Below are 17796 nucleotides of genomic sequence, written 5' to 3' on the forward strand. Positions count from 1 at the left end.
CCCACGGACGTCGGCGCTGGCTGGCGATCTCGACGTTCCTCGCACTGAGCAGACACATGCTGCCCAACAGATTGACCCGTTTACGCCGTGTCGTCAAGAGGGCGGGGCGGCAAGTTGGGCCAAGTTATCGCAAAATTTTCGGGCCATTGCTTCCTGCGGGGTGGGCGTTCGGCGCGCTACTAGCCGCCGAACTCGTGCGACCGGTACTTGTGGGTGCCCTCGAGGTCGTCGAGGATCGCGGCCTGGGCCTCCTTGGGCAGCGTGTGCAGAATCTGGCGCACCCGGGCCTGGCGCCGAGCGACGGCTTTGCGCTCCGGCATCCCCGGCGTCGCGACGATCTGCGGCGGCACTCCCTCGATTTCCTCGACGCCGCCGTCGCGGTGACCCGCGTCGAGCAGAGCCTGCTCTTCGGCCATGGTCGCCTCGTCCTTCTCCTCGGACATGCCGATCGGGCCGATGCGGCGCCCGTTGAGGAACTGCCGCACGACCGGCTCGTCGCTGGTCAGCAGCACCTCCCGCGGCCCGAACATGACCAGCTTGCGGCGGAACAACATGCCCATGTTGTCCGGCACGGTGCGGGCGATGTTGATGTTGTGCGTGACGATCAGCACGGTGGCGTCGATCTGGGCGTTGATGTCGAGGATCAGCTGGCTCAGGTAGGCGGTGCGGACGGGGTCCAGGCCCGAGTCCGGCTCGTCGCAGAGGATGATCTGCGGGTCCATCACCAGGGCGCGGGCCAGGCTGGCGCGCTTGCGCATACCGCCGGAAATCTCGCCGGGGAACTTCTTCTCGTCGCCGCCAAGGCCCACCATGCTCAGCTTCTCCATGACGATGTCACGGATCTCGCCTTCCTTCTTCTTGGTGTGCTCACGCAGCGGGAACGCGGCGTTGTCGAAGAGGTTCATCGAACCGAACAGCGCGCCGTCCTGGAACATCACGCCGAACAGCGTGCGGATCTCGTACAGCTCCTTGGCCGAACACTGCAGGATGTCGGTGCCGTCGATCATGATCGAGCCGCGTTCGGGCCGCAGCAGGCCGATCAGGGATTTCAGGAACACGGACTTGCCGGTACCCGACGGACCCAGGAGGACGCTGACCTCCCCGGCGGGGATATCCAGCGTCACGTCTTCCCAAATCCTCGAGGGGCCGAAGGACTTGGTTAGTCCCTTCACCTCGATAGCGACGCCCATGGGGAATCCTTCCGTCGACACTCGTGCCCGCCACCTGCCCTTTTCTGTGGCATGAGTCACTGTAGCGCACGCCCGCCGGCCCGCATCACGGTTGCCCGCCACCGCCGGCAAAAATTGGCCGGCCCGAGATCGGACCGCGTCGCGGCTGGTCGACGCCATTCGACACGTGTATCGGACGCGTATTAGCCAGTGGGCGCCCAGTTTCCGTGAAAGCCCATCGGTACCCGCTGCGGCAGGTGCACGGTGGCCACCGACTCGAGCGTGGCGGCATCCAGCAGCAGCAGCTGGCCTTCGTCGCGGCCGCGGTGATAGCCGTAGCCCATCAGGATGCCGTCGTCCTCGGCGCGGGCCGCGGGGTTGGGCACGAAAGACATCTCGCCGATCAAAACGTCGGGGTCCAGCGGGGCGGCCGTGCTGGATCCGTTCCCGTAGTCGTGCTTGTACAGCGCGGACGGGGCTCCCGAAAACTGTGCGCCGACGGTGTAGCCGAACCGGTGCCGGCCACCCAGCAGGTCCTCGTTGATCCGCGGGAATTCCTGTGGGCGGTCGTCGCGGCATTCGGTGCTCACCGCGCCGGTCGTCAGGTTGATGGTCCAGCGGTCCAGCGTGGGCGGGGTGTCGCCGGGGCCGCGCCGATCGCGGTCGAACATCCGCGAGTAGCGCACCACGTCGAGCACCAAAACCTCGGCCCCATCACGCATCTCGGAATAGGCGTTGAGCGGGTGGTAGACGTAGCAGGGTTCGATGTCGAACCAGCGCACGTCCCGGTTCCCACCTTCGCGGGGCATGACCCCGATGCGCGCCGGATAGCCGGGGTTCCAGGCGTACGGCATCCGGTCGGAGTGCGTCGGGTCGCGGTTGATCATCGCGCTGATCGGGCTCGGGACCCGGACGCGTCCGATCAGCGACTGCATCACCAGCCGGGCGGGCAGCGACAGCCAGCGCGGCACGTTCGCCGGCAGCGCCTGCACCGGGTCGAACGTCACCGGCAGGTCGTAGATCACCACATATTTGTCGGTCAGCGAGAAGTCGTGCATCATCGGCGACCCGGACACCTCGATGTCGACCGTCCGGCGGGCTCGTCCCCGGGTGTCGATCACCGAGTACTGGACCGTGCGCCCCCGGGCGAACGAGTAGGACACGGCGTGCAATTCGCCGGTGCGCGGATCGCGGTGCGGATGAGCGGTGTAGCCGCCGGCCAGGGTGCCGTCGAAGTCGCACGTCCCGACGGTGTCCAGCTCGTCGGTCAGCTCGTAGTTGGCGACGCCAGCCTCGACCAGCGCCAGGGTTCGCCCGGCGTGGGTCAACACGTTGGTGTTGGCGCCCAGCGAGAGCATGCCGGCCCGCGGGTCGAGCCGGGCCGGCGCCGGCTCGCCGAGGGTGGCGCACACCGAGGGGCTGCGCACCCACCGGTTGCGGTACCAGCGGGCCTGCCCGTCGCGCAGCGCAACCCCGTGCACCATGCCGTCGCCGCTGAACCAGTGATAGGTGGCGGGGTCGACCTCGGCGGCCGGGTTGGGTCCGTTGCGCAGATAGCGTCCGTCGAGGTGCTCGGGGATGTGCCCGGTGACCGTGAGATCGGTCGCGGTGACTTCGGCGCCCACCGGCGCCAGGAAGCCGTCGAGGTACGGGTTCCGGGATTGGGTGGTTTGCGTGGACGTCACGACTGACCTCCTATAACATTGATATTTCGTCGTTATGGGAACGGTACGCCGGCGGTGGGAAGATGGCAAGGATGACTTCGGAGACTCAGCGCGACGTTCGCGGTGTTCGTGATGTTCGTGGCGAGATGCTGCACGCCGCCGTCGGCCTGCTCGACGAGCACGGCCCCGACGCGCTGCAGACCCGCCGGGTGGCCGGCGCCGCCGGGACCTCGACGATGGCCGTGTACACCCACTTCGGGGGCATGCGGGGGCTGATCGCCGAGGTCGCCGAGGAGGGCCTGCGACAGTTCGACGCCGCGCTGACGGTGCCGCAGACCGACGACCCGGTCGCCGATTTATTCGTCACCGGCGCCGCCTACCGGCGCTACGCGATCGAGCGGCCGCACATGTACCGGCTGATGTTCGGCAGCACCAGCGCCCACGGCATCAACGCGCCGGTGCGCAACGTGTTGACGCTGACGGTCGCCGAGATCGAGCAGCACTATCCCAGCTTCGCCAACGTGGTGCGCCCGGTGCACCGATCGACGCTGGCGGGCCGGATCACGGCGTGTTCAGCGGATGACGACGCGACGGTCGTGGCGGTAGCGGCACAGTTCTGGGCGTTGATTCACGGGTTTGTGATGCTCGAACTGGCCGGGTATTACGGCGGCGACGGCGCGGCCGTCGCGCCGGTGCTCGGTTCGATGACGTCGAATCTGCTTGTCGCCCTGGGAGATTTGCCCGAGCGGGTGACGCAGTCGTTGCGGTCGGCCGTGTTGGGGTGAGCAGACGCAAAAGCCCCCGGAACGCCGCGGGGGCGTTCCGGGGGTTTCGCGAACTGACTACTTGACGGTGACGGTGGCGCCGGCGGCCTCGAGCTTGGCCTTGGCCTCCTCGGCGGCCTCCTTGGCGACCTTCTCCAGCAGCGGCTTGGGCGCGCCGTCGACCAGGTCCTTGGCCTCCTTGAGGCCCAGGCCGGAGACGATCTCGCGGACCACCTTGATGACGCCGATCTTCTTGTCGCCGGCGGCCTCGAGGATGACGTCGAACTCGGACTGCTCCTCGGCGGCCTCGGCGGGCGCACCACCGGCGGCGGGGCCGGCGGCGGCGACGGCGACCGGGGCGGCCGCGGTCACCTCGAAGGTCTCCTCGAACTTCTTGACGAAGTCCGAGAGCTCCAACAGGGTCATTTCCTTGAAGGCGTCGAGCAGGTCGTCGGTAGACATTTTTGCCATGGTGTGGGTCCTCCTGGTTTGTGGTTGGGTTACTCGGCTTCAGCCGGGGTTTCGGTGGGCGCCTCCGTGGCGGCTGGCCCCTCGGCGGCTTTCTTTTCCTGCAGCGCGGCCACCAGGCGGGCGACCTGCGAGGCGGGCGCGTTGAACAGTCCGGCCGCCTTGGCGAGGTTGCCCTTCATGGCGCCGGCCAGTTTGGCCAGCAGCACTTCGCGCGACTCCAGGTCCGCGATGCGCTCGACCTCGGCGACCGTCAGCGGGTGGCCGTCCATGTAGCCACCCTTGATGACCAGCGCCTTGTTGTCCTTGGCGAAGGTCTTGATGGCCTTGGCGGCGTCGACCGGCTCCCCGCTGACGAACGCGATGGCCGTCGGGCCGGCGAACAGCTCGTCGAGACCCTCGACCCCGGCTTGCGAAGCCGCCCGCTTGATCAGCGTGTTCTTGGCGACGGTGTAGGTGGCCGACCCTGCCAGAGACCGGCGCAGCTCGGCCAGGTTGGCGACCGTCAAACCGCGGTATTCGGTGATCAGGGTCGCGGTCGAGGCGTTGAACTGCTCCGCGATGTCTGCAACGGCGGTGGCCTTGTCAGCCCTGGCCATGCATGCCTCCTCGGTGAAAGCTCGGGTGCGATTTGTCGTTGGTGATCACCGAAGAACGACGAACGCCCCGGCGCAGAAAGGGCCGGGGCGTAGAGATTCGCCGGCGTGCGCCGGCGGTGATGCCTCGTCCTCCTGCGTGGGCCGCCGGGATGTTCCCGGACCTTCAACCGATTTCTCGGTGACCGACGGTCTTCGGTGGATCGGCAACCACAATAGCCTGACCGCCGCGGTCGGCCAAAACCGTTCGCCACGCTGGTGGTCTGGTCCGTCGGTCGGGGGCCTGTTCGAGAGGCGTTGCGACTGATTGAGCGCCGAGACTGCGGTGGCGGCGACGGAAAGCCGAAAAAGCTAGCCCTGGGCGCAGGCTCGGCGCTACAGACGCAGGCTCGGCGCGGGCGGCCTCTCGCAGCAACCCCGACGAACTTACTGGCAAGACGACTTAACTCTGCTCTAAGTCACATCGGCCACACGTGTCCCTTCCGAAAACAGGGACACACGTTGTGCCCGCCTATCGTCGGTCGCCCCCCACCGAGACTGATATGACGGGTGTGGCCCAAGCGATCCTTGGTCCCATTTAGGTGGCCGCGACGGCCAATATGGCAAAGAGCACCGCCAAGATCCCCACCCGCAGCCAGTGCAAACGATCCCACCGGGCCGCGAGCCGGCGGGAAGGCTCACCGCCGGCCGGCCATGCCGCGATGCGATTGTTGATCGGCACCAGCACCGTCACGCTCAGCAGCACCACGCCGGCCATCAGTCCCGCCGCGATGCCCAACAGCCAACAGCGGGCGGCTCCGGATGCGGCGATGGTGGCCGCCACCAACAGCAGCAGCGCGGCGGCGTACCAGAACGGCATCACCTTGCCCAGCACCCGGCCGGCGTCACCGCGCGCCGCGCGGAAGGAGTCGTCGGGAAGCCGGGCCAGCACCGGATTGGCGAACGCGGCGACTGCGAACTCAGCACCCACCATCGAGCCGGTGATCACAATCGCAAGGGCATCGATCATGCGGTCCATGGCAACGACCATGGCTGCTATGCTGACAAAAATCAAGGTACTGACAAATTAGTCAGCATATGCACGAGGCCGGGAGCTGCGATGGGCGTGTCAAAAACGGAAGTCGGCGACTGCCCGATTGACGCCGCGCTGTCGGTGATCGACGGCCGCTGGAAGGGCACGATCCTGTGGCGGCTGAGCGACGGGCCGATGCGGACCGCCGAGCTAAGGCGCAGCATCCCGGGAATCACCGAGCGGATGCTCATCAGGCACCTGCACGAGCTGGTCGACGCCGGGATCATCGAGCGCCATGACGCCCGGACGGTGCCGCCCTGCGTGCGCTATTCGATTTCCGAATACGGCGCGACGCTGGCGCCGGTGCTGTCCAGCCTGTGCGACTGGGGACGAAAACACATGCAGCGCAATGCGATTGGGGTTACGACGAGGGCTAACTGAGCCCCGCGAGCCTGGCCGCGCCCACCAACCCGGCCTGGCCACCGAGTTCGGCCGGCACCACCCGCAGGCCGGCCAGAAAGTCGAGCCGCGCATAGTCGGCCAGCGCCGCGTGCAATGGGTCGAAGAGCAGGGGTCCGGAGCTGGCGACGCCGCCGCCGAGGACGACGAGGTCGAGGTCGCACACCGCGGCGACCGAGGCGATCATCGCCGCGAGCGCGGTGGCACCCCGGCGAAACGCGCGCCGCGCCACGGGATCCCCCGCCGTCGCGGCGGCGGCCAGGTCCCTGGCGCCGGCGCCGGGCGGTGCGGCCCAACCGTTGGCCCGTGCCCAGCGCACCAGCGACGGCCCGGCCGCGACGGTCTCGACGCAGCCGCGGCCGCCGCACGTACACGGCAGGCCGTACTGCTCGACCACCACATGACCGACGTGACCGGCATTGCCGGTGCGCCCGGTGTAGGGGTGGCCGTCGAGCACCAAGCCGCCGCCCACGCCGGTGGACACCACCATGCCCAGCAGAAAGCGGGCGCCACGGCCGGCTCCACGCCAGTGCTCGCCCATCGCCATACACACGCCGTCGCCGGCGAGCCGCACGGGCACGCCCGGCACGCCCGGCACCACAGCCGCGACCCTGTCCCGCAGCGGGAAACCTTGCCAGGACGGGATGTTGATCGGGGTGACACTTCCGCTGTGCTGGTCGACGGGGCCGGCCGACGCGATGCCCACCGCGGCGACCCCGCCGTCGGCGGCGCGCAACGCGTCGGCGATCGTCGCGGCGACGGCGGCCCAGACCTCCTCGGCGCCCACGCCGGTCGGCGTCGGCTGGATCACGGTGTGCACCAGCGCGCCACCGGGGTCGGCCAGGCCGGCGGCGATCTTGGTGCCGCCGATGTCGAGGCAGAGCGTCAGCGCGGTCATCAGTGGCGGTGGGTGTTGTCGGGCTGGCGCGGGTCGCCCGGGTGCTCGTAGCCGGGAGCGAGCCGGACCGTCGCGGCGCGTCGCGCGTCCAGCCACACCCGGAAGGCGCGCCGCCGCGCGGCGCCCCGCAGCTGCTCGACGATCGCCGACCGCACCTCTTCCAGCGGTGGGCCGTCGAGTGAGGGGGCGCGCCAGCCGTGGCGGCCGCCGCGCGGCGCGGCGAACCGCAGCGGATTGCGGGCGTGGTAAGCGGCCACGTCGTCGTCGCTGACCCGAACGGCCGCGGTGACGTCGGCGAACAGCGCCCGCGCCCGCGGATCCGCCAGCGCGGCCGCGGCGACGCTGCCGATTTCCAGCCGCGCCGTCGCGTCGGGCAGCAGCTCGGCCTCGGCCGGCGCGTCCCGCGCGGTCAGGCCGCGCGCGGCCGCCTCGGCGGCGACCACCCGCTGGGTCACGATCAGCTGGGTGAGCCAGCGCCGCAGTTGCCGGCCCTCGCCGGTGCCGCTCGCCGGCAACGCGGCCGCACCCGCCCGGCCGCGCAGCCGCGCCTCGGCGGCGTCGACCTCCTCGACGGAAACCGGGACGCCGGCAACGGTTGCGGCCAGCTGGGCGGTCATGTGACGGTCACTTTCACCGCCGGTGAGTAGACCAGCCGCCCGGCGCAGCCCACCCGGACCAGGGCCCACCACTCGCCGGCGTCCTGCCATGGCGGTGGCGTCACGTCGAAGCCGAGGTCGACCGTGCCGCGGGCCGGCAGGACCGCGCCGAGCGCGGGCGGCCCCATCCACTCCCACGTGCCCCACGGGCTGATCAGATGCGCCTCGAGCGCCAGGTCGGCCCGGGCGTGGGTGCCGACCGTGACGGTCAGCCGGGCCGTCTCGCCGGCGGCCAGCTCGACGTCCGCGGGCCCGTCGACGAGGTGGACCAGCTCCGCCCCGCGGGCCGCGCCGACCTGGACGACGCACACATCTTCGACCGCCTGGCGCCACGCCGGCGGCACGTCGTCCCCGGTTATAAGGAGCTGGGCGCGGACGGGGTACAGGCCGGGTCTGGCGCGAGCGGGAATCGTGACGACCACGTCGGCCTCCCGGTGCTCGCCGCTGCACAAGGTGAACGGCAGCTCGGCGGGCGTGGCCGACCAGGCGTCGGGACACACCAGTTGCACCGAGCCGTCCAGCGTGGCGTCGCTGCAGTCGCTGGCCGCGGTGAGGCGCAACGCCACCTCGCTGCCCGGCTTGGCGGTCACCCGTTGGGGGTGCAGGTGGGCGACGGCCGGCAGCCCCCCGAGCGGCGCGGGTCCGCGGTTGTGCAGCCAATAGCGCGCGTAGAGCGGTTGCGCGGCCTCGGCGTTGGGGGCCGGCTCGGCGAAACCGCCTAGCGCACTGGACATTTCGAGCCGGGTCAGCACGGTGGCCACCTGGTAGCCGTGCAGGTCAATCGATCGTTTGCGCCCGCGCGGCCTTTCCAGCAGGTCGGCAAGTTCGAGCCCGCCTACCGTGCCCAGCGGGCAGTCGATCGCGACGCGGGCGCGCGTCCCCTTCGTTTCCACCAATCGCAGGGCCACCGCGCCGGGGTCGACCGGCCGGGCGCTGCCCGCAGCCAGCGGGTTGCCGGCCGCCTTGAGGGCCGCCAGCTCTACCGCGTCGGCGGGCTCCACGCGCAGCAGCGATCCGGCCGGCGGCAGCGTGCCGCGTCGTTGGTTTGGGCGGACGGCGAGCAGCGGGTGGGAGAACTGCGCGCCGCGGGTGGGGATCTCGGCGTGCCGCCAGTCGCCGTCCCCCGAGACCAGCGCGTAGTCGAAGGCGTGTGTCCAGTGCTGCTGTTGGAAGTTGGAGCCGTCGGGCGCGGTGCGGCGCGGGTCGTCGATCCAGGTGCCGGACGGCCAGCCGGTGCAGGACCGCATCAGCGCGGTGTGCAGGGTGCCGTCGGTGTCGACGGCGAAGCTGGGCAAGCCGCGGTTGAGCAGCGCGACGGTGCGGGCCTCGAAGCGCTCCGCGCCCGGCGGCGCCTCCTGGGTGACCACGATCTCGGCGTCCCCCAGGTCGTCGACCACCGACGCGATCGCGGCGGCCAGGGTTTTCTCGTCGCGGCCGTCGATCACCAGCACGGGCAGCGCCCGCGGCGCGCGCAGGTCGGCGCCCGGCACCCAGGCGGCCGCCAGCGGTGTCGCGGCCGGCACCCAGACCCTGGCCCGGCCCGTCTCCGACAGCTGGCGGTCGAGTTCGGCGGTGTACTCCGGGTCCGCCTCGGCGAGAACGGTTTTGGTGAAGCCGTTGCGGGCGGGACCGCCCAGCGCGATCCGCGCGTCCGGCAGGTTGGAGTCGACGTCGAGGTCGCCGTAGCGCGGCTTGTCGGCGCCGCTGCAGGTGGCCGTGACGCCGGCGCGGACCAGCGCGACCATCAGCTCGCGCGCCAGCGGGCCGGACGCCGCCTCGGCGGGCGACACCACCTCGGCCACCGACACCGCCCGGACGGCGTCACCCACCCGGACCCGCACCGCCGAGGACAGGCCGAACCAGCCGTAGGCGGGGTTGTCCAGCGTCCACGGGTGTTGGGCGGTGTCCACCGAGCGGGTCCCGTCGTGCAGCAGGGCGAAGCCGCGCCCGACGACGGCGTCGCCCACCTCGCTGACGGGCATGGCGCCGGGCACCGAGCACGGCCAGCGCAGCCGCAGTAGGCGGTCGGCGCCGGTGAAGCCGTCGATGGTGGTGCGGCAGTCCACCCGCGCCACGCCGCGCCACAGGGTCAGGGTCTGGGTGTAGCGCAGCAACGTGCCGATCCGGCCGGTCACGACCAGCCGCTGACCGAGCGGGCCGTGGTAGGCCCGCACCCGGGCGCGGGATTCGGACGAGCACACCACCGGGCCCTTGGGCAGCAGGTGCCACGGGCCCTCCCCCTGCTCCGGGTGCGACGGGTATTCCTCGTAGACGGCGAGCTCGTTGCTCACCCGGCCGTCGGCGATCAGCTGGCGACCCTCTTGGATCAGAGACGACACGCCCCCGCCGCGGGCCGGGTCAACCTCCAGCCGGTAGTGCTCGTTGGCGATCGCCGACCCGGGCACCGGTTCCCAGCCGGAGGCTTTGTCGGCGGGCTCCAGCCGGTAGGCGCGCCAGCCCAGCGATGGCACGTCGCGCGCCAGCCAGGTGACCGACCGCCCGGCGTGCTCGACGTGCGCGGGCACCTCGACCCCGTCGGCGTCAAGCACGCGCACCCCCGCGCCGGGCGGCGGGTCGAGCCGGGTGGTGACGACGTCGGTGCGGGGGTGCGCCAGCGGGTTCCACACCACGACGGCCTGGGCCGGCGAGTCGATCGCGCCGGACAGCAGCGCCAGCGCGTTGTCCCGGGTCGCGCGGCCCAGCTCCCACGCGTCGCGCCACCCGGTCAGCAGGTCGAGGTAGACCTGGTCGGACTCCGAGCCGGTGATGGCGTCGTGGTGGGCCCCGTAGGCCAGCTGCACCCACGCCTTGGCGAGGGCGGCCTGCGGATAGTCGGCGCCGGTCATCAGGGCGGCGAACACGGCGAAGCGCTCGGCGTCCAGCACGGCGTTCTCGGCGGCCCGGTTGGCCTGCTTGGTGTCGATGTAGGAGACGTCCTTGCCGGTGTAGATCGGGTTCATGTCGCGGGTCTGCGGCGACGGCACCCGCCCGCCCCGCGCCAGCTCGGCGCGCACCGCCGCGAAGAACTCCCGCGGCAGCGCGCACACGAATCGCGGCCAGGTGTACCGCGCGGCCCAGTCGCGGTGGATCGCGGTGACCCATTTGTTCGGCGGCGTGTAGTCCGTGCCGACCGGCAGCAACACGTTGCGGGTCAACGCGACCCTCTTGAGCTGATCGAACAGCGCATAGGTGGCGTCCTCGGCCTCTTGTAGCGACGTCGACGAGTCCATCCACCAGCCCGCCGAGTAGTGCGCGGGCATGTAGTGGGTCAACAGGCCGCGGCCTGACGGCGCGATCCAGTCGAACTCGCTGCAGAACTGCATGCGCTCGACCCCGCCCTGGGCCGGGCCCCACTGGTGGTGCGGGCCCCGGGCCCACGAGCTCGACGTCAGGCCGGCGTCGGCGGCCAGCCCGGGAAACTGCGGGTCGTGGCCGAACACGTCGAGCTGCCACGCGGTGGCCGGGTCGGCGCCCAGCACGTCATGCTGAAAGCCCATGCCGTGCACCAGGTTTCGGATGGTCGTCTCCGGGCTGGTCAGGTTGGTGTTGGGTTCGTTGTAGGTGCCGCCCATCACCTCGACGCGGCCCTGCGCGATGAACCGGCGCAGGTCGGCGCGGTCCTCGGGGCGGGTGTCCCAGTACGGCTTGAGGTAATCCACTTCGGCCAGCACGAACTTGTACTCGGGTTCGCGGCGCGCCATTTCCAGGTGCGCGTGCACCAGTTCGAAGCCGTTGGTCTGCCGGGCCCGCCCGGGCGGATCTTCGGCCCACTCGCTGGTGTAGGCGCCCTGCGTGTTCCACCAGACCGGGTCGTAGTGAAAGTGGCTGACCATATACATGGTCCACCCGGGCTCGGCGACGGTGAACTCGAACGGGGTGCGGGTCCGCCCGGCCTGCACCCACGCGTTTCGCCGCTCGCCGATGACGGGACGTTGCACCGCGACGGGAACCTCGATGACCTGGTGACGGGCCCGGCCGGCCGAGGCCACGGCCTCCCCGCTCAGGCCGTCGCCGTCGATGCGGACCGGCCCCGGCTCGGCGCGGCCGGCAAGGGTGACCCGCGCGAGCTGCAGCGGCGCGTCCGGCGGCCCGACGAAAAGCTCGGTCGAGCCCGCCGAAACCACCTGCATCCCTGCACCTTACGGCGGGCAAAGCCAACCCGGCATCGGGTCGAGGTCGTCCCGGTTCACCCCACCCTGCTTGACGATGCTGATGCGGCCAGTGTGACTCGTGAGAAGTACCATGAGCCATGCCCGCCCTCGCCCCGCCCGTCGCCGACGAACGCAGCGCCCTGCGAGAGTTCCTGGCCTTCCACCAAAGCGCCTATTTCGCCGTCTCCCATGGCCTCACCGACGAACAGGCCCGGTCGACACCGTCAGCCAGCGCGCTGTCGATCGGCGGGCTGGTCAAGCACGCCACCGGGATGCAACGCAGCTGGATGGCACGCGTCGCCGCCGCCCCGGACGCGCCCCCGAAAGACCCCCGGCCGTTCGAGGAGATCGCCAGGGAGTTCGGCGACCAGCACGTGATGCGGCCCGACGAGACGCTCGCCGGGCTGCTGCGGGGATTGCAAGACCAGAACGCCGAATCGCTGCGGCTGGTGGAAACCGCCGACCTCGACGCCGAGGTGCCGGTTCCGCGGGACATCCCCTGGTTCCCCAGGGATCAGCGGGCCTGGTCGGTGCGGTGGGTGATCCTGCACGTGATCAACGAGCTGGCCCGCCACGCCGGGCACGCCGACATCATCCGGGAGACCATCGACGGCGCCACCATGTACGAGCTGGTCGCCGCGCTGGAGGGCTGGGCGATCGACGGGTGGGTCAAGCCCTGGTCCCCCGGGTAGCGGGCTGGTAAGGCGAGCGAGAACTTCGCCGTTGCGCCTCGCCGAGCGTGTTCTTAGGGCGAGAAATCGGCCGAAATCTCGCCCTGAGAACACGCTCGGCGCCAGTTGGTCGCGCCCCGGTGGCCCCACAGGAATTGGGACTTGACAGCGCCGATTTGGCAGACTGCTCAGATGAGCTCCACCAAACACCGCGAGGTGGCCAGGCTTGACCGGGTGCCGCTGCCGGTCGAAGCGATCCGGATAGCGTCCACCGGCTGGCAGGTCACGCGCACCGCCGCCCGCGTCGTCACCAAGCTGCCAGCCAGGGGGCCCTTGCAGCAGAAAGTGATCAAGCAGCTCCCCCAGACCTTCGCCGACCTGGGACCGACGTACGTCAAGTTCGGGCAGATCATCGCGTCCAGCCCCGGCGCGTTCGGCGAGTCGCTGTCCCGCGAATTCCGCGGCCTGCTCGACCGGGTCCCGCCCGCCGACACCAAGGAAGTACACAATCTCTTCGCCGAGGAGCTCGGCGGCCAGCCCTCGGAGCTGTTCGCCACCTTCGAGGAAGAGCCGTTCGCGTCGGCGTCCATCGCCCAGGTGCACTACGCGACCCTGCACAGCGGCGAGGAGGTCGTCGTCAAGATCCAGCGCCCGGGCATCCGGCGCCGCGTCGCCGCCGACCTGCAGATCCTGAAGCGCTTCGCCCAGGCCGTCGAGCTGGCCAAGCTGGGCCGCCGGCTGTCGGCACAGGACGTCGTCGCCGACTTCTCCGACAACCTGGCCGAGGAGCTGGACTTCCGGCTCGAGGCGCAGTCGATGGACGCCTGGATTTCCCACCTGCACGCCTCCCCGCTGGGCCGCAACATCCGGGTGCCGCAGGTGCACTGGGACTTCACCACCGAGCGGGTGCTGACGATGGAGCGGGTGCAGGGCATCCGGATCGACGACGTGGCCGCCATCCGCAAGGCCGGGTTCGACGGCACCGAACTGGTCAAGGCGCTGCTGTTCAGCGTGTTCGAGGGCGGCCTGCGGCACGGGCTGTTCCACGGCGACCTGCACGCCGGCAACCTCTACGTCGACGAACAGGGTCGCATCGTGTTCTTCGACTTCGGGATCATGGGCCGCATCGATCCCCGCACCCGCTGGCTGCTGCGCGAGCTGGTGTACGCGCTGCTGGTGAAGAAGGACCACGCCGCGGCCGGCAAGATCGTCGTGCTGATGGGCGCCGTCGGCACCATGAGGCCGGAAGCTCAGGCCGCCAAGGACCTGGAAAAGTTCGCCACCCCGCTGACAATGCAGACGCTGGGTGACATGTCGTATGCGGACATCGGGCGGCAGCTCTCGGCGCTGGCCGACGCCTACGACGTCAAGCTGCCCCGCGAGCTGGTGCTGATCGGCAAGCAGTTCCTCTACGTCGAGCGGTACATGAAGCTGCTGGCGCCGAAGTGGCAGATGATGTCCGACCCGCAGCTGACGGGGTACTTCGCCAACTTCATGGTCGAGGTCAGCCGCGAGCATCAGACCGACATTGAGGTCTAGAGCAGTCTGATGGAGATTCGCACCGGTAACGCCATATCGGGCGACCTGAAGCTCTACTACGAGGACATGGGCGACGTCGACGACCCGCCCGTCCTGCTGATCATGGGGCTGGGCGCCCAGATGCTGCTGTGGCGCAGCGCGTTCTGCGAGGAGCTGGTCGGCCGCGGCCTGCGGGTGATCCGATACGACAACCGCGACGTCGGCCTCTCCAGCAAGACGGAGCCGCCCAAGTCCGGCCGGCCGCTCGTCCCGCGGTTGCTGCGGTTCTGGTTCGGGCTGCGCGACGAGGCTCCGTACGCGCTGGAAGACCTGGCCGACGACGCCGCCGCCGTCCTCGACCACCTGGGCATCGCGCGCGCCCACATCGTCGGGGCGTCGATGGGCGGCATGGTCGCCCAGATCTTCGCGGCGCGGTTCGCCGAGCGGACCGCCAGCCTGGCGGTCATCTTCTCCAGCAACAACCGACGGTTCCTGCCTCCGCCCCGGCCCCGCGCCCTGCTGGCGATCCTCAAGGGCCCGCCGCCGGGATCGCCCCGCGACGTGATCGTCGACAACGTCGTGCGCGTCACCAAGATCACCGGCAGCCCGCGCTACCGCGCGCCCGAGGCGCAGGTCCGCGCCGAGGCCGTCGAGGGTTACGAACGCAGCTATTACCCCTGGGGCGTGGCCCGCCACTTCAGCGCGATCATGGCCAGCGGCAGCCTGCTTGCGTACAACCGGCGGACGGTCGCACCGACCGTGGTGATACACGGCCGGGCCGACAAGCTGATGCCGCCCTCCGGCGGGCGCGCGGTCACGCGCGCGATCAAGGGCGCTCGATTGGTGTTATTCGACGGGATGGGACATGATCTGCCTCAGCAGCTGTGGGATCAGGTGATTGGCGTGCTGACGAGCAACTTCGCCGAGTCCGGCTGAAAGTAAGGGCCGGGCGGCCCACAACACTCGGCCCGCAGGTTGTACGGTTGGCGTTGGGAGGATGCCAAATAATGGCCGAGCTGAGACCCTATTACGAAGATTCGCAAGCGGCGTACGACATTTCGGACGACTTTTTCGGGCTGTTCCTCGACCCCACCTGGGTCTACACCTGCGCCTACTTCGAGCGCGACGACATGACGCTGGAAGAGGCGCAACTCGCCAAATTGGACCTGGCGCTGGACAAGCTGAAACTCGAGCCCGGGATGACGCTGCTCGACGTCGGCTGCGGCTGGGGCGGGGCTCTGGTCCGCGCCGTCGAGAAGTACGACGTCAACGTCATCGGACTTACCTTGTCCCGCAACCACTGTGAGCGCAGCAAGGCCAGGCTGGCCGCGACCGGAACGGCGCGGCGCGCCGAGGCGCGGCTGCAGGGCTGGGAAGAATTCGACGAGAAGGTTGACCGGATCGTGTCCTTCGAGGCGTTCGACGCCTTCCACAAGGAGCGGTATGGCGCATTCTTCGAACGCTCATACGACATCCTCCCCGACGACGGCCGAATGCTGTTGCACAGCTTGTTCACTTACGACCGCCGGTGGCTGCACGAGCAGGGCATCGCGCTGACGATGAGCGATTTGCGCTTCCTCAAATTCCTGCGCGAATCGATTTTCCCCGGCGGGGAAGTCCCTTCCGAGCCCGACATCGTCGATAACGCGCGGGCCGCGGGGTTCTCGCTCGAGCAGACCCAGGAACTGCAGCAGCATTACGCGAAGACCCTGGACACCTGGGCGGCCAACTTGGCGGCCAACCGGGATCGCGCCATCGCCATCCAGTCCGAAGAGGTCTACGACAACTTCGCGCACTACCTGACCGGGTGCGCGGAGCGCTTCCGCAGGGGGCTCATCAACGTCGCGCAATTCACCCTCGCAAAGTGAGGTGACCGGCGCGGCCCAGAAAGGCGCATAACGTCATGGCCAAGGATCTGACGCCGCACTTCGACGACGTACAGGCGCACTACGACTTGTCCGACGACTTCTTCCGCCTGTTCCTGGACCCCACCCGGACCTACAGCTGCGCGTACTTCGAGCGCGACGACATGACGCTGGAAGAGGCGCAGCTCGCCAAGATCGACTTGTCGCTGGGCAAATTGGGCCTGCGGCCCGGCATGACGCTGCTCGACGTCGGCTGCGGCTGGGGCGCCACCATGCGGCGCGCCATCGACAAGTACCGGGTCAACGTCGTCGGCCTGACGCTGTCGAAGAACCAGGCCGTCCACGTGCAGAAGTCGTTCGACGACATGGACAGCCCCTGCGGCAGGCGGGTGCTGCTGGCCGGCTGGGAACAGTTCGACGAGCCCGTCGACCGCATCGTGTCGATCGGCGCGTTCGAGCACTTCGGCCACGATCGCTACGCCGACTTCTTGGCGATGGCCCATGGCGTCCTGCCCGACGCGGGGGTGATGCTGCTGCACACGATCACCGGCCTGACGGGACCGCAGTGCGTCGAGCGGGGCATCCCGCTGACGTTCGAGATGGCCCGCTTCATTAAATTCATCGTCACCGAAATCTTCCCGGGCGGGCGGTTGCCGTCGATCGAGATGGTCGAGGAGCGCTCGGCGGACGGGGGCTTCACGCTGACCCGCCGGCAGTCGCTGCAGCCGCACTACGCCCGCACGCTCGACCTGTGGGCCGAGGCCCTGGAAGCGCACAAAACCGAGGCCATCGCCATCCAGTCCGAGGAGGTCTACGAGCGGTACATGAGGTACCTGACCGGTTGCGCCAACGCCTTCCGAACCGGCTACATCGACGTCAACCAGTTCACCCTGGAGAAAGCCGGGGGCATGCCAGCTTAAATACAAGCGATCCACCCCGCCCCGTGTAGGGTGCCGGGGACGGCCGCGTGGGGAAGGCGCCGGTCCAGTCGGGAGGGACATATGTTTGACAATCGAGTGGGCGCGATGCGTGCGCGGTCCAATTCCGACAACGTCCAGGCACACTACGACCTGTCGAACGAATTCTTCGCGCTGTTCGTCGACCCGACGCGCACCTACAGCTGCGCCTACTTTCCGCGCCGGGGCATGACCCTGCACGAGGCGCAGGTCGCCAAGATCGACCTGACGCTGGACAAGCTGGGGCTGGGGCCCGGGATGACCCTGCTCGACGTCGGCTGCGGCTGGGGTTCGGTGATGAAGCGGGCCATCGAGAAGTACGACGTCAACGTCGTCGGGCTGACCCTGTCGAAGAACCAGCACGCCTACTGCCAGCAGGTGCTCGACGACATCGACACGAACCGCTCGCGCAAGGTGCTGCTGCGCGACTGGGCGGAGTTCAGCGAGCCGGTGGACCGCATCGTCATCATCGAAGCGTTGGAGCACTTCGGCTTCCACCGCTACGACGATTTCTTCAAGTTCGCCTACGAGGCCATGCCCACCGACGGCGTGATGCTGTTGCACGCGATCACCGGGTTGCATGTCAAGCAGATCATCGAGCGCGGTATCCCGCTGACCATGGAGATGGCCAAGTTCATCAGGTTCATCGTGACCGAGATCTTCCCCGGCGGCCGGCTGCCGATGATCGAGAAGGTCGAGGAGCACTCGACGAAGGTGGGGTTCAACATCGCCCGCATCCAGTCGCTGCAGTCGGACTTCGCGAGGACCCTCGACTTTTGGGCCGAGGCCCTGGAGGCGCACAAATCCGAGGCCACCGCCATCCAGTCCGAGGAGGTCTACGAGCGGTACATGAGGTATCTGATCGGCTGCGCCAAGGCGTTCCGGATGGGGTATATCGACTGCAACCAGTTCACGTTGGAGAAGTGAGCTTGGGTATCGTTGCACGTCA

The 17796-nt window shown here is 69.3% G+C and carries 16 protein-coding genes; 8 read left to right on the forward strand and 8 right to left on the reverse strand.

Annotated features, from left to right (window positions below; translation table 11 throughout):
• Positions 1-179 precede the first annotated feature (179 nt).
• The gene (locus G6N25_RS05960; RefSeq protein ID WP_083073977.1) at positions 180-1190 is read right to left on the reverse strand and encodes an ABC transporter ATP-binding protein; all 1011 of its coding nucleotides are present in this window, start codon (positions 1188-1190) and stop codon (positions 180-182) included.
• A 182-nt stretch (positions 1191-1372) separates the two neighbouring features.
• Complete coding sequence (locus tag G6N25_RS05965) at positions 1373-2854, reverse strand: carotenoid oxygenase family protein (RefSeq protein WP_083073978.1); 1482 nt, start codon at positions 2852-2854, stop codon at positions 1373-1375.
• A gap of 71 nt (positions 2855-2925) precedes the next feature.
• Here G6N25_RS05965 and G6N25_RS05970 point away from each other — a divergent pair, with 71 nt between their 5' ends.
• Positions 2926-3618 (forward strand): TetR/AcrR family transcriptional regulator, encoded by a 693-nt coding sequence (locus tag G6N25_RS05970; protein WP_083074027.1) that lies wholly within the window; start codon positions 2926-2928, stop codon positions 3616-3618.
• A gap of 57 nt (positions 3619-3675) precedes the next feature.
• Here G6N25_RS05970 and rplL read toward each other — a convergent pair whose 3' ends face one another.
• The 3 genes from rplL to G6N25_RS05985 form a co-directional block, all read right to left on the reverse strand.
• On the reverse strand, positions 3676-4068 hold the full coding sequence (rplL, locus tag G6N25_RS05975) for a 50S ribosomal protein L7/L12 (protein WP_083073979.1): 393 nt from the start codon (positions 4066-4068) through the stop codon (positions 3676-3678).
• A 29-nt stretch (positions 4069-4097) separates the two neighbouring features.
• Positions 4098-4664 (reverse strand): 50S ribosomal protein L10, encoded by a 567-nt coding sequence (rplJ, locus tag G6N25_RS05980; protein ID WP_083073980.1) that lies wholly within the window; start codon positions 4662-4664, stop codon positions 4098-4100.
• A gap of 574 nt (positions 4665-5238) precedes the next feature.
• Positions 5239-5679 (reverse strand): DUF1772 domain-containing protein, encoded by a 441-nt coding sequence (locus tag G6N25_RS05985; RefSeq protein ID WP_083074028.1) that lies wholly within the window; start codon positions 5677-5679, stop codon positions 5239-5241.
• An 81-nt stretch (positions 5680-5760) separates the two neighbouring features.
• Here G6N25_RS05985 and G6N25_RS05990 point away from each other — a divergent pair, with 81 nt between their 5' ends.
• On the forward strand, positions 5761-6114 hold the full coding sequence (locus tag G6N25_RS05990) for a winged helix-turn-helix transcriptional regulator (protein ID WP_083073981.1): 354 nt from the start codon (positions 5761-5763) through the stop codon (positions 6112-6114).
• On the opposite strand, the gene G6N25_RS05995 is transcribed toward G6N25_RS05990, so the two are convergent.
• The 3 genes from G6N25_RS05995 to G6N25_RS06005 are packed head-to-tail and all read right to left on the reverse strand — an operon-like array spanning position 6107 to position 11816.
• Positions 6107-7030 (reverse strand): ROK family protein, encoded by a 924-nt coding sequence (locus G6N25_RS05995; protein WP_083073982.1) that lies wholly within the window; start codon positions 7028-7030, stop codon positions 6107-6109. The genes G6N25_RS05990 and G6N25_RS05995 overlap by 8 nt on opposite strands.
• The gene (locus tag G6N25_RS06000; protein ID WP_142272619.1) at positions 7030-7737 is read right to left on the reverse strand and encodes a DUF7158 domain-containing protein; all 708 of its coding nucleotides are present in this window, start codon (positions 7735-7737) and stop codon (positions 7030-7032) included. Before G6N25_RS06000 ends, G6N25_RS05995 begins: the two co-directional genes overlap by 1 nt.
• Positions 7644-11816 carry a glycoside hydrolase family 38 N-terminal domain-containing protein gene (locus tag G6N25_RS06005; RefSeq protein WP_083073984.1) on the reverse strand — a complete coding sequence of 1391 codons (4173 nt, stop codon included), beginning with the start codon at positions 11814-11816 and terminating at the stop codon, positions 7644-7646. The genes G6N25_RS06000 and G6N25_RS06005 overlap by 94 nt, the downstream gene beginning before the upstream one ends.
• 119 nt (positions 11817-11935) lie before the next feature.
• Between G6N25_RS06005 and G6N25_RS06010 the strand changes: the two genes are divergently transcribed.
• The 6 genes from G6N25_RS06010 to mmaA3 all read left to right on the forward strand — a co-directional run bounded on the left by G6N25_RS06010 (position 11936) and on the right by mmaA3 (position 17774).
• Positions 11936-12529: a DinB family protein gene (locus tag G6N25_RS06010; RefSeq protein WP_083073985.1), complete on the forward strand. Its 594-nt coding sequence runs from the start codon at positions 11936-11938 to the stop codon at positions 12527-12529.
• A 171-nt stretch (positions 12530-12700) separates the two neighbouring features.
• Complete coding sequence (locus G6N25_RS06015; RefSeq protein WP_083073986.1) at positions 12701-14047, forward strand: ABC1 kinase family protein; 1347 nt, start codon at positions 12701-12703, stop codon at positions 14045-14047.
• A 9-nt stretch (positions 14048-14056) separates the two neighbouring features.
• Positions 14057-14962, forward strand: a complete 906-nt coding sequence (locus G6N25_RS06020) for an alpha/beta fold hydrolase (protein WP_083073987.1) — start codon at positions 14057-14059, stop codon at positions 14960-14962.
• A 71-nt stretch (positions 14963-15033) separates the two neighbouring features.
• Entirely contained in the window at positions 15034-15894 is an 861-nt protein-coding gene (gene mmaA1 / locus G6N25_RS06025) for a mycolic acid methyltransferase MmaA1 (protein WP_083073988.1), read from the forward strand.
• A 35-nt stretch (positions 15895-15929) separates the two neighbouring features.
• On the forward strand, positions 15930-16811 hold the full coding sequence (mmaA2, locus tag G6N25_RS06030; RefSeq protein WP_083073989.1) for a cyclopropane mycolic acid synthase MmaA2: 882 nt from the start codon (positions 15930-15932) through the stop codon (positions 16809-16811).
• Positions 16812-16892: 81 nt separating this feature from the next.
• Complete coding sequence (gene mmaA3 / locus G6N25_RS06035) at positions 16893-17774, forward strand: methoxy mycolic acid synthase MmaA3 (RefSeq protein WP_083073990.1); 882 nt, start codon at positions 16893-16895, stop codon at positions 17772-17774.
• Positions 17775-17796 lie beyond the last annotated feature (22 nt).

The sequence above is a fragment of the Mycobacterium heidelbergense genome (assembly GCF_010730745.1).
Lineage (GTDB): Bacteria > Actinomycetota > Actinomycetes > Mycobacteriales > Mycobacteriaceae > Mycobacterium > Mycobacterium heidelbergense.